Source organism: Streptomyces muensis (assembly GCF_021474425.1).
GTDB lineage: Bacteria > Actinomycetota > Actinomycetes > Streptomycetales > Streptomycetaceae > Streptomyces > Streptomyces muensis.
Window position 1 is genome coordinate 1 of sequence record NZ_JAKEIP010000264.1, and the last position, 11,020, is coordinate 11,020.

At 71.8% G+C, this 11,020-nt stretch carries 10 protein-coding genes and 1 pseudogene; 4 read left to right on the forward strand and 7 right to left on the reverse strand.

All coding sequences use genetic code 11. The features are described from left to right. Positions 1–728 (reverse strand): inositol monophosphatase family protein (locus L0P92_RS36645; protein ID WP_234767384.1); only part of this gene is annotated, 728 nt, incomplete at its 3' end. An 8-nt stretch (positions 729–736) separates the two neighbouring features. Further along, entirely contained in the window at positions 737–1,864 is a 1,128-nt protein-coding gene (locus L0P92_RS36650; RefSeq protein ID WP_234767385.1) for a ferrochelatase, read from the reverse strand. A gap of 156 nt (positions 1,865–2,020) precedes the next feature. Between L0P92_RS36650 and L0P92_RS36655 the strand changes: the two are divergent. The 3 genes and pseudogenes from L0P92_RS36655 to sepH all read left to right on the forward strand — a co-directional run. Then, positions 2,021–2,599: pseudogene (locus tag L0P92_RS36655) on the forward strand (MFS transporter); the annotation flags it as partial. After that, positions 2,559–3,878 carry a D-arabinono-1,4-lactone oxidase gene (locus L0P92_RS36660; RefSeq protein WP_234767386.1) on the forward strand — a complete coding sequence of 440 codons (1,320 nt, stop codon included), beginning with the start codon at positions 2,559–2,561 and terminating at the stop codon, positions 3,876–3,878. The pseudogene L0P92_RS36655 and the gene L0P92_RS36660, both read left to right, overlap by 41 nt. A gap of 424 nt (positions 3,879–4,302) precedes the next feature. Continuing rightward, complete coding sequence (gene sepH / locus L0P92_RS36665) at positions 4,303–5,340, forward strand: septation protein SepH (protein ID WP_234767387.1); 1,038 nt, start codon at positions 4,303–4,305, stop codon at positions 5,338–5,340. Between the two features lie 275 nt (positions 5,341–5,615). Here sepH and L0P92_RS36670 read toward each other — a convergent pair whose 3' ends face one another. After that, positions 5,616–6,467 carry a sulfurtransferase gene (locus L0P92_RS36670; protein WP_234767388.1) on the reverse strand — a complete coding sequence of 284 codons (852 nt, stop codon included), beginning with the start codon at positions 6,465–6,467 and terminating at the stop codon, positions 5,616–5,618. A 296-nt stretch (positions 6,468–6,763) separates the two neighbouring features. On the opposite strand from L0P92_RS36670, the gene L0P92_RS36675 reads away from it, so the two are divergent. Further along, on the forward strand, positions 6,764–7,567 hold the full coding sequence (locus L0P92_RS36675) for a VOC family protein (protein ID WP_234767389.1): 804 nt from the start codon (positions 6,764–6,766) through the stop codon (positions 7,565–7,567). A gap of 39 nt (positions 7,568–7,606) precedes the next feature. Here the strand turns inward: L0P92_RS36675 and L0P92_RS36680 are convergent, their stop codons facing one another. From L0P92_RS36680 to L0P92_RS36695, 4 genes are all read right to left on the reverse strand, one after another. Then, positions 7,607–8,254 (reverse strand): thymidine kinase, encoded by a 648-nt coding sequence (locus L0P92_RS36680; protein ID WP_234767390.1) that lies wholly within the window; start codon positions 8,252–8,254, stop codon positions 7,607–7,609. A 45-nt stretch (positions 8,255–8,299) separates the two neighbouring features. Continuing rightward, positions 8,300–9,493: an alkaline phosphatase family protein gene (locus L0P92_RS36685; RefSeq protein ID WP_234767391.1), complete on the reverse strand. Its 1,194-nt coding sequence runs from the start codon at positions 9,491–9,493 to the stop codon at positions 8,300–8,302. Next, positions 9,493–10,089, reverse strand: a complete 597-nt coding sequence (locus L0P92_RS36690) for a DUF5998 family protein (protein ID WP_234767393.1) — start codon at positions 10,087–10,089, stop codon at positions 9,493–9,495. The genes L0P92_RS36685 and L0P92_RS36690 overlap by 1 nt, the downstream gene beginning before the upstream one ends. 43 nt (positions 10,090–10,132) lie before the next feature. Continuing rightward, positions 10,133–11,020 (reverse strand): acetate--CoA ligase family protein (locus tag L0P92_RS36695; protein ID WP_234767392.1); only part of this gene is annotated, 888 nt, incomplete at its 5' end.

Consider the following 11,020-nt stretch of genomic DNA (forward strand, 5'->3'; position numbering starts at 1 on the left):
TCACCGAGGTCCGCACCCGCCTCCCGTGCGATCAGATCGCCCGCGGCCACGTCCCAGGCGTTGAGCCCCCGCTCGTAGTAGCCGTCCAGGCGCCCCGCCGCCAGGTCGCAGAGGTCGATCGCGGCCGAGCCGCCGCGTCGGATGTCGCGCAGGAGGGGGATCAGCCGCTGGGCGACGTCGGCCTGGTGGGTGCGGACCTCGGTGACGTAGTTGAAGCCGGTCGAGACCAGGGCCTGCTCCAGCGGGGCCGTGGGGCGGCAGCTGAGCCTGCGCTCGCCCTCCCACGCTCCCCTGGCCCAGGCACCGCCCCCACGGACCGCGTGGTACGTCTCGCCGCGCATCGGGGCGGCGACCACGCCGACGACCGTCTCGCCGTCCTGCTCGGCGGCGATGGAGACGGACCAGGTCGGCAGCCCGTAGAGGTAGTTGACCGTGCCGTCCAAGGGGTCGATCACCCAGCGGACGCCGCTGGTGCCCTCGGTGGCGGCGCCCTCCTCGCCGAGGAATCCGTCGTCCGGGCGGCGCTCGGAGATCAGGGTGGTGATCAGCTTCTCCGCCGCGATGTCCATCTCGGTGACCACGTCGATCGGACTCGACTTGGTCGCCGCGACGGCCAGGTCGGCCGGGCGGCCGTCGCGCAGCAGCTCGCCCGCGCGGAGGGCGGCCTTCTGGGCCAGTTCGAGCAGGTCCGAGAGCAGAGGGTCGGGGGCGTCGGTCACGTCGGTCACGGGGCTCCTCACGCGTAGGGGCTGTCGGCGCCCGCCGCGGCGGGCCTGGGCGCGCGGGCCGGGCAGCAGCCGACCGGGCAGAGGTTGTGGCTCGCGCCGAGCCCGCCGAGGACGCAGGGTGTGACCTCTTCCGCGCGCTCGACGGCGGCGCGCTCCAGGACGAGGTCGCGGATCGCGGCGGCGAACCGCGGGTCGTCGCCGACGGTGGCCGAGCGGCGCATCGGCAGGCCCAGTTCCTCGGCCTTGGCCTTGGCCTCGGTGTCGAGGTCGTAGAGGACCTCCATGTGGTCGGAGACGAAGCCGATGGGCGAGATCACGACCGCCGGCACTCCGGCCGCGTGGCGCTCCTCAATGTGGTCGCAGATGTCGGGCTCCAGCCACGGGATGTGCGGGGCGCCGGAGCGGGACTGGTAGACGAGCCGCCAGGGGTGGTCGACGCCGGTGCGCTCGCGGACGGCGTCGGCGATCAGCTGGGCGACGTCCAGGTGCTGCTCGACGTAGGCGCCGCCCTCGCCGTGGTCCTCGACGGGACCGGAGGTGTCCGCGGAGGCGTTCGGGATGGAGTGGGTCGAGAAGGCGATGTGGGCGCCCTCCCGGACGTCCTCGGGGAGGTCGGCGAGGGAGGCGAGGACGCCGTCGATCATCGGCTCCAGGAAGCCGGGGTGGTTGAAGTAGTGCCGCAGCTTGTCGACCTTCGGCAGCTCCAGGCCCTCGGCCTCCAGGGCGGCGAGCGAGTCGGCGAGGTTCTCGCGGTACTGGCGGCAGCCCGAGTAGGAGGCGTAGGCGCTGGTGGCGAGGACGAGGATGCGGCGGCGGCCGTCGGCGACCATCTCGCGCAGGGTGTCCGTCAGGTAGGGCGCCCAGTTGCGGTTGCCCCAGTAGATCGGCAGATCCAGCCCGTGCTCGGCGAAGTCCTTGCGCAGGGCGTCCAGCAGGGCGCGGTTCTGGTCGTTGATGGGGCTGACGCCGCCGAAGAGGAAGTAGTGCTCGCCGACTTCCTTCAGGCGTTCCTTGGGGATGCCCCGCCCTCGGGTGACGTTCTCCAGGAAGGGGATCACGTCGTCCGGGCCCTCGGGGCCGCCGAAGGAGAGCAGGAGCAGGGCGTCGTAGGGGGTGGCATCGCGCACGTCTGGCATGGATCGATCCTGTCATCCGGTACTGACAGCCGGGAAACGGTGGGGTGACCACCCGGGTTCCCGTCAGGTCAGGGCCGGTACGTTAGGGTCGCCTAACTCGTAAGCTGTATCGGCCATCCGTACGCCTTACCGGGTCGGCGCCACGCCTTACCGCCCTTCGTGGCGACCGGAGCGATCTTCGGGGCCGTCGACGTGGTCACGGTGGCCTTCGCGGACGAGCAGGGGCACAAGGGCGCCGCGAGCGTGGTCCTCGCGCTCTACGCGGCCGGCTCCTGCGGGGCGGGTCTCGTCTTCGGGCTGTTGCGCTTCAAGGGGGCGCCCGAACCTCGCTGGCTGCTGGGCATATGCGCGATGGCCGTGAGTATGATCCCCCTCCTACTGGTCGGAAACTTGCCGTTTCTGGCCGTGGCGCTGTTCGTCTCGGGCATGGCCGTCGCTCCCACGATGATCACCACCATGTCCCTGATCGAAGAGCACGTACCACGCGCGCAACTGACCGAGGGCATGACCTGGGTGAGCACCGGGCTCGCGGTCGGGGTCGCGCTCGGCTCCTCCGCTGCCGGCTGGGTGATCGACGCCGCCGGTGCGGACGCCGGGTACGGGGTTCCGGCGGTGTCCGGGGCCGTCGCGGTCGCGGTCGGTTTCCTGGGGTATCGCCGGCTCAGCAGGCCGGCTCCGCGTCGGGGAGGCACCGTTGAGCAGCACAGCGAGCGGCAGGAACGGCACATGGCGTAACTGGGGCGGCAATATCGCCGCCCGTCCCGCGCGCGAGGTCACTCCGGCCTCGGTCGAGGAGCTGGCCGCGGCGATACGCCGGGCCGCCGAGGACGGCCTGCCGGTGAAGGCGGTCGGCAGCGGGCACTCGTTCACGTCCATTGCCGCGACCGACGGTGTGTTGATCCGCCCTCAACTCTTGACCGGCATACGCAATGTCGACCGGGATGCCATGACGGTCACGGTCGAGGCCGGCACCCCGCTCAAGCGGCTCAACATGGCCCTGGCCCGCGAGGGTCTGTCGCTCACGAACATGGGCGACATCATGGAGCAGACGGTCTCCGGCGCCACCAGCACCGGTACCCACGGCACGGGCCGCGACTCGGCGTCGATCGCCGCCCAGATCAGGGCGCTGGAGCTGGTCACCGCCGACGGCTCGGTGCTGACCTGCTCCGAGAAGGAGAACCCGGAGGTCTTCGCGGCCGCCCGGATCGGCCTCGGCGCCCTGGGCGTCGTCACCGCGATCACCTTCGCCGTGGAGCCCCTGTTCCTGCTCTCCGCGCGCGAGGAGCCGATGCCGTTCGACCGGGTCCTGGCGGACTTCGACGAACTGTGGGCGGAGAACGAGCACTTCGAGTTCTACTGGTTCCCGCACACCGGCAACACCAACACCAAGCGCAACAACCGCAGCGCGGGCCCGGAGAAGCCGGTGCCGCAGCTCCAGGGCTGGTTCGAGGACGAGTTGCTCTCCAACGGCGTCTTCCAGGTCGCCCAGTGGGTCGGCCGCGCGGTGCCCGCCACGATCCCCGCCATCGCCCAGGTCTCCAGCAAGGCCCTGTCCGCGCGGACGTACACCGACATCCCCTACAAGGTCTTCACATCGCCGCGCCGAGTGCGTTTCGTGGAGATGGAGTACGCCGTTGCGCGCGAGGCCGTCGTCGAGACGTTGCGCGAACTGAAGGCCATGGTGGAGCGCTCCGGCCTCAGGGTCAGCTTCCCCGTCGAGGTGCGCACCGCCCCGGCCGACGACATCGCCCTCTCCACCGCCTCGGGCCGTGACAGCGCGTACATCGCCGTCCACATGGTCAAGGGCACCCCGTTCCAGCGGTACTTCACCGCCGCCGAGCGGATCTTCACCGCCCACGAGGGTCGGCCGCACTGGGGCAAGGTGCATACGCGCGACGCCGAGTACTTCGCCCAGGTGTACCCGCGCTTCGGCGAGTTCACCGAGTTGCGGGACCGGCTGGATCCCGACCGCCGGTTCCAGAACGACTACCTGCGACGGGTGTTGGGGGCGTGACCGACCGCGACGTATGACGGAACCCATTGGTTCCGTTTCTGCGGATTGGGTGAAGTACGCCACGTCCAAGATCCGAAAACCGCTCAACCGACGGCCGAGTCACGCTTCTTGCCAGAAGTTGGGCGGCGTGCCAATCCACGCACGTGGCCCAAATGGAGTACTGTTGCGAGCCCTGGGTCCGGTCTCCCGCCTGGGTGTCCGTGGCCTTCAAGGACCGCCGGGAGGGGGCTAGTTGCACAGGGTGACGGAGTTGGTCACTTAGCGTTGCGAATAGGTAACCGTGCCATAACGGCGATCCAGGGCCCGTGCCCGACACGCCGGGCAACTCGGCAAGGTTGTGGCAGGCTGCACCCGGGCAGGCCACACTCGACTAGCGGAAGCAGCGACGCACGTGACGTCGGCAGGCACCACCCGGGAGGTCCCCATGCCCGAACTGCGTGTCGTGGCCGTCTCCAATGACGGCACACGGCTGGTGCTGAAGGCTGCCGACGCGACGGAGTACACCCTTCCGATCGACGAACGCCTGCGCGCAGCCGTGCGCGGCGACCGTCCCCGCCTCGGCCAGATCGAGATCGAGGTGGAGAGCCATCTCCGCCCCCGTGACATCCAGGCGCGTATACGCGCTGGTGCGACCGCGGAAGAGGTCGCCCAACTCGCCGGCATCCCCGTCGATCGCGTCCGCCGCTTCGAGGGCCCCGTGCTCGCCGAGCGCGCGTTCATGGCCGAAAGAGCGCGTAAGACCCCCGTCCGCCGTCCCGGTGAGAACGCCGCCGGTCCACAGCTGGGCGAGGCCGTCCAGGAGCGGCTGCTGCTGCGCGGCGCCGACAAGGACACCGTGCAGTGGGACTCGTGGCGCCGCGACGACGGCACCTGGGAAGTGCTGCTGGTCTACATGGTGGCGGGCGAACCGCACTCGGCGAGCTGGACGTACGACCCGCCCCGGCGGCTCGTCCAGGCCGTCGACGAGGAGGCGCGCTCACTGATCGGCGAGTCCGAGGATCTCGCCGCTCCGGAGCCCAGCTTCCCGTTCGTGCCGCGTATCGCCCGGCTTCCGCGCGAGCGTTCGATGGACCGTGCCCTCGACACCGCCCGGCCCAGCCTGCCGGCCCAGGCATCCGAACCCGCCGAGGAGACCACGGAGGAACGGGACTCGCTGACCAGCCTGCTGGAGGCGGTGCCCAGCTTCCGCGGTGACCTGGTGGTGCCGGAGCGTCCGTCGGAGCCCGAGGCGGAGGAACCCCCGGCCGAGCCGGTCACGGAGGAACCTCCCGCCCCGGCCGCCTCCGCCGGTTCCGCCTACGCGGACGTCCTCATGCCCCGCTCCGTCGGCAGCCACCGCGACCGCCTGATCGGCGCCACGGACCGCCAGGCCGAAGCGGACGGCGTCCGTCCGGGCCGCCGGGCCGCCGTCCCGAGCTGGGACGAGATCGTGTTCGGGACGCGCAGGAAGAAGCAGGAGTAGGCAGCAGGAGCAGTAGTCGGCGTACGGCTGTGAATGCAGCCGTACGAGGACCAGGGCCGCGCTCATTACAGCGCGGCCCTCGGGCTGTGCGGCGCCTGGCGAACCGGCTGACCCGACGACGCCCCTGGGACACCGGGAGGTACGACCATCGCAGCGGGACTTCGGGCGGCCGTGTCCCCGGAGCCGCCCGCCGCCACCGACACAGCGGCCCGAGAAGCCGGAGGGTCGGCGCCCGCTTCCAAGGACACCGGCCCCGTCCGCTCGGACCGTCCCGCCTACTGCGGATCCGGCCCCACGGCCACCGGCCGGGACGGGTCCGAGGACCACTCCGACCAGGAACCGACGTACAGCGCGGCAGGGATGCCGGCCGCGGCCAGTGCCAGCACCTGGTGGGCGGCGGAGACGCCCGAGCCGCAGTACACGCCGACCTCCGTGCCCTCGGAGGCCCCCAGGGACTTGAAGCGGTCGGCGAGTTGTCCGGCGGGCAGGAAGCGGCCGTCGGGGCCCACGTTCTCGTTCGTCGGTGCGGAGACGGCGCCCGGGATGTGGCCGCCGACCGGGTCGATCGGCTCGACCTCGCCGCGGTACCGCTCCCCCGCCCGCGCGTCCAGCAGCAGCCCGGAGCGGGCGAGTGCGGCGGCGCCGTCGGCGTCGAGGAGCCCCGTCGCCGCCGGGGCGGGCTGGAAATCGCCCTCCGTCGGGGTCGGTACGGACGTCTCCAGTGCCCCCTCCCAGGTGGGCAACCCGCCGTCGAGGACCCGCACATCGGGGTGCCCCGTCCAGCGCAGCAGCCACCACGCCCGGGCCGCGGCCCAGCCCTGGCCGCCGTCGTACACGACCACCGGCGTCCCGGACGACACGCCCGACCGGCGCATCGCCGCACCGAATTCGGCCAAGTCCGGCAGCGGGTGGCGCCCGTGGGTGCCGGGCGCGGAGGCCAGTTCCCGGTCCAGGTCGACGTAGACCGCGCCGGGGATGTGCCCGGACTCGTACGCGGCCCGGCCGTCGAACGGCGGCTCACCTGCCGACTTGGCCATGCTGAGCTGCCAGCGGACGTCGAGGAGGACCGGCGGGTTCTCGCCCGTCAGTTCGCTCGCGAGTTCGGATGCGGAGATGATGGCGTTCATGGTCACCATCCTTGCGCACGGGGTGGCCGCATCGTCGAGGTCCGGCTACTCTGCTCCGCCGGACAGGTCCGATCACGAGGCGTACGGGATCAGGCACGTGCTGTACAGCTGAAGGACATCCATCGGCAATCGCACGGAAACGGGCCGTAAATCGCACACCGGGCATCCTCCGGGCAGCTGCAGTCGTGCGGCGGCGTGCCCGCAGCGCGTGTGGCCATGGGTGGTGCGAGCATCGGCACGGGGTCCGGACAGCGGAAGCGACGCGGCCACCGCGAGGGGCCGAGGAGAGAGTGACGATGACCGAGGCACGGGGGTCGGCCGGCCCGCACGGCGAGACGCACACTCGGCACGCGCCCGGCACGCCCTGCTGGGTGAGTCTGATGGTGCACGGGCCGGCCGCCACCCAGGAGTTCTACGGGGCGCTGTTCGGTTGGGAGTTCCAGCCCGGTCCCCAGCAGCTCGGCCCCTATGTGCGGGCCCTGCTCGACGGCCGTGAGGTGGCCGGCATCGGCCAGCTGCCGCCCGACCGCCACCTCCCCATCGCCTGGACGCCCTACCTCGCCTCGAACGACGCGGACCTGACCGCCGACACGGTACGGCTGTGCGGCGGCACGGTCGGCGTGGGCCCGCTGGACGCCGGCGAGGCCGGCCGGATGGCGATCTGCTCCGATCCCTCCGGCGCCGTCTTCGGCATCTGGCAGGGGGCGGAGCACCGGGGCACGGCCATCACGGGCGTACCCGGCACTCCGGCCTGGAACGAGCTGTTGACCTTCGAGTCGGTCAACGTCGCCAAGTTCTACGAGACCGTCTTCGCCTACGACGAGGAGCCGGTGGTCTCCGCCGACTTCGACTACGTCACCCTGCACGTCGACGGCCGCCCGGTCGCCGGCATCCACGGTGTCGGCACCGCCCTGCCGCGCGATAGGGGGCCGCACTGGATGACGTACTTCGAAGTCGCCGACACGGACGGGACGGTGGCCCGGGTAGTCGACCTCGGCGGACATGTCCTCGAACCGGCCCACGACAGCGCCCACGGCCGTGTGGCGACGGTGGCGGATCCGGAGGGGGCACGGTTCTCGCTGATCCAGAACCCGCGCTGAGCGCGCTCGGGAGCGGGGCGGCCGTGAGTCGGCCGCGTCTCAGACCGGCTGCACCGGCAGGACGTCCGGGGACAGCGCCGCCGCCCGGGCGCTGGCCGCCGTCATACGGCGTCGGTGATGGCGGCGGCACAGGACCTCGTAACCGACGGCGTCCGCCTGGTTGACGTCGCCGACGACCACCTGGGCGCCCTCGACGACCATCTCGCCGCCTATCGTGCGAGCGTTGTGGGTGGCGCGGGCGCCGCACCAGCACAGCGCCTCGACCTGGAGGACCTCGACGCGGTCGGCCAGTTCCACCAGGCGCTGGGAGCCGGGGAACAGCTTGGAGCGGAAGTCGGTCGTGATGCCGAAGGCGTAGACGTCGATGCCCAGGTCGTCGACCACGCGGGCGAGTTGGTCGATCTGCTCCGGCACGAGGAACTGGGCCTCGTCGGCGATGACGTAGTCCGCGCGGCCGCCCTGCGAGAGGTGGTCGACGAGATACGCGTACAGGTCCTGGCCGTCCTCGACCTCCACCGCGTCCGTGACCAGGCCCAGCCGTGAGGACAGCTTGCCCTCGCCGGCCCGGTCGTCACGGGTGAAGATCATGCCCGCGAGGCCACGCGCCGAACGGTTGTGCTCGATCTGGAGAGCCAGCGTCGACTTCCCGCAGTCCATGGTTCCGGAGAAGAACACCAGCTCGGGCATGTTGAGTTGAGCACCTTTCGGCAGCAAGGGGAACGGACGGAGTCGTCAGGAGCGTACTTCGAGCAGGGGGACCAGCTGCTCTGCGGGGGTCATCGAACCGTGGTTGCCGACCATCGCCGACTCCTTCGGCTCCCGCTCGGAGGCGATGATCAGGACGTCGTCCCGCGCGGCCGCGATCACGTCGCCGATCCGGTCGTACACCCGCTCGTCGATCCGCGGCCCGAACCAGCCCGCCTCGATCGCCTCGGCCCGGGAGGCCACCCAGAACTGCTCGCCGAGCACCTCGCGCCAGCAGGTCAGCACGTCGTTCGCGGCGCCGGGCACCGCGTAGACGTGCCGGGCCCGGCCCTCGCCGCCCAGCAGGGCGACGCCGGCGCGCAGTTCCCAGTCCTCGTCGAAGTCGATGCGGTGCTCCTCGTCGAAGGCCACGTCGATCATGCCGTGGTCGGCGGTGACGTAGAGGGCGCTGCGCGGGGGCAGTTGCTCGGCGAGGCGCTGCACGAGGCGGTCGACGTACATGAGCTGGCCGCGCCAGGTGTCGGAGTCGACGCCGTAGCGGTGTCCGGCTCCGTCGAGTTCGGCGTAGTACGTGTAGACCAGGGAACGGTCGCCCGCTGCCAGTTGCTCGGCGGCGAGGTCCATGCGGTCTTCGCCGGTCAGCCGCCCGAGGAACGTTCCGCCACTGAGTGCGACCTTGGTGAGCGGGGTGTTCTGGAAGGTGGGCGAGGACACCTGGGCGGCGTGCACGCCCGCCTGCTGGGCCAGCTGGAAGACCGTGGGGTACGGCTGCCAGACGTGCGGCGGCGACCACGGGTTCCAGCGCAGCTGGTTCATCAGCTCGCCGGTCTCGGGGTTGCGGACGGTGTATCCGGGCAGGCCGTGCGCGCCGGGCGGCAGGCCGGTGCCGACGGAGGCGAGGGAGGTCGCGGTGGTCGCCGGGTAGCCGGCGGTGATCGGGCGTCCGGTGCCGCCGCGCGAGCTGCTCAGGAGCGAGGTCATGAACGGCGCGTCCTCGGGGTGCGCCTTGAGCTGCTCCCAGCCGAGGCCGTCGATCAGGAACACGCAGTTGCGGTCGGCGGCGGTCAGCTCGGGGATCGCGGCGGTCATCTCCGGTACGGCCATGCCCGCGGCCAGTGTGGGCAGCAGATCGGCGAGCGAGCCGCTGCCGTACTCGGGGACGGGTGCGGAGTGGACGGCGAGGGGTTCCGGGTGGGGGTCCCAGGCGGTGGTCTGCGCCATCAGCGAGCGAGGTCCGCGGTCGCCTCGGAGAGCGACTGGGCGAAGGCGAGGGCCTGGCGGACGGTCTCGGGGCCGTCGCCGGCCTCGCTGACCCGCAGGCTGAGGTCGTCGGCCGTCGAGCTGCCGGTGTAGCCGTGGTCGGCCTCGCAGTTGGGGTCGCCGCAGGCGGCGGGCTCCAGGTCGATCCGGGAGACGGCGCCCCACCCGATGGTCAGCACGACCTCGCGGGGCAGCGTGCCCGGCTTGTACTGCTCCGGGTTGGCGACGACACGGCTGACGACGACCGACGAGATCCGGCCGATCTTCACCGACTCGGTGGAGGTGGTGGCGTACGGCGTCGGGGAGGTGCTGTCCGCGGCCTGCTCGTCGGTGTGGCTGACGATGAAACGGTTGCCGGTGAGGACGAGGACGGTCACATGCCGCCGCACCTCGTTCTGGTCGAACGTCGTCTCCTGGTGGACCAGGTACGACCGGATGGGCTCGCCGCCCACGGCGGCCTCCACCGCCTCGGCCACGAGGGCCGGGTAGTAGCCGCTGCGCTCGATCGCCGCACGCAGCCCCTGGGTCGTCGTACTGGTCTTGGCCATGACGCCCATCCTACGGGGGCGCACTGACTGCGAGGCACCGCTCAGGGCGGTCTCAGTACGTGGGCAGCGTCCTCGGTCCGAGGTCGTCACGGGCGGGCGGCGGGGCGAGGCGTACGGAGGCGCCGAGCACGCTCAGACCGTGGGTGGCGACGACGACCGGCTCCAGGGTGACCGCGACGACCTCGGGGTGGTCGTCGACCAGCCGGGACACCCTCAGCAGCAGTTCCTCCAGGGCGGGGGTGTCCACGGGCGTGGAGCCGCGCCAGCCGAACAGGAGCGGTGCGGTCCGGATCGAGCGGATGATCGAGGTGGCCTCGCGGTCGGTGACCGGGATGAGCCGGTGCGCCATGTCGCCGAGCAGCTGGGAGGCGGCTCCGGCGAGCCCGAAGGACAGCACGGCACCGGCGGCCGGGTCGATCACGGCCCGTACGACGGTGTCGACGCCCCGGGGTGCCATGCTCTGCACGACCGGCCGCAGCTCCTCCGGCTTGCCGAAGAGCTCTGTCAACTCGGCGTACGCCCGACGCAGTTGCTCCTCGTCCGCGAGATCCAGCCGTACGCCGCCGAGGTCCGCGCGGTGCCGCAGATGGGGGGCGGTGGCCTTGAGGGCGACGGGGTAGCCGAGGGTGTCGGCGGCGCCGGCGGCGGCGTCGGGTGTGGGGGCGTGCAGGGCGCGGTGCACCTGGATGCCGTACTTGCCGAGCAGGTCGGCGGTCTCGTCGGTGCCGAGCGTGAGGCCCTGCCCGCGCGCGAGGAGCCCGCCGATCAGCCGGGCGGCGCCCTTCTCGTCGATGTCGTCGTACTCGGGCACCCGGCCGGGGTCGGCGGCGTCGCGCCGCCACTGCGAGTACTTGACGGCTTCGGCGAGCGCGCGGACGGCTCGCTCGGCGGCGGGGTAGGCGGGGATGAGGCGGGGGGCGTCGTCCGCGGTGTCCGAGGG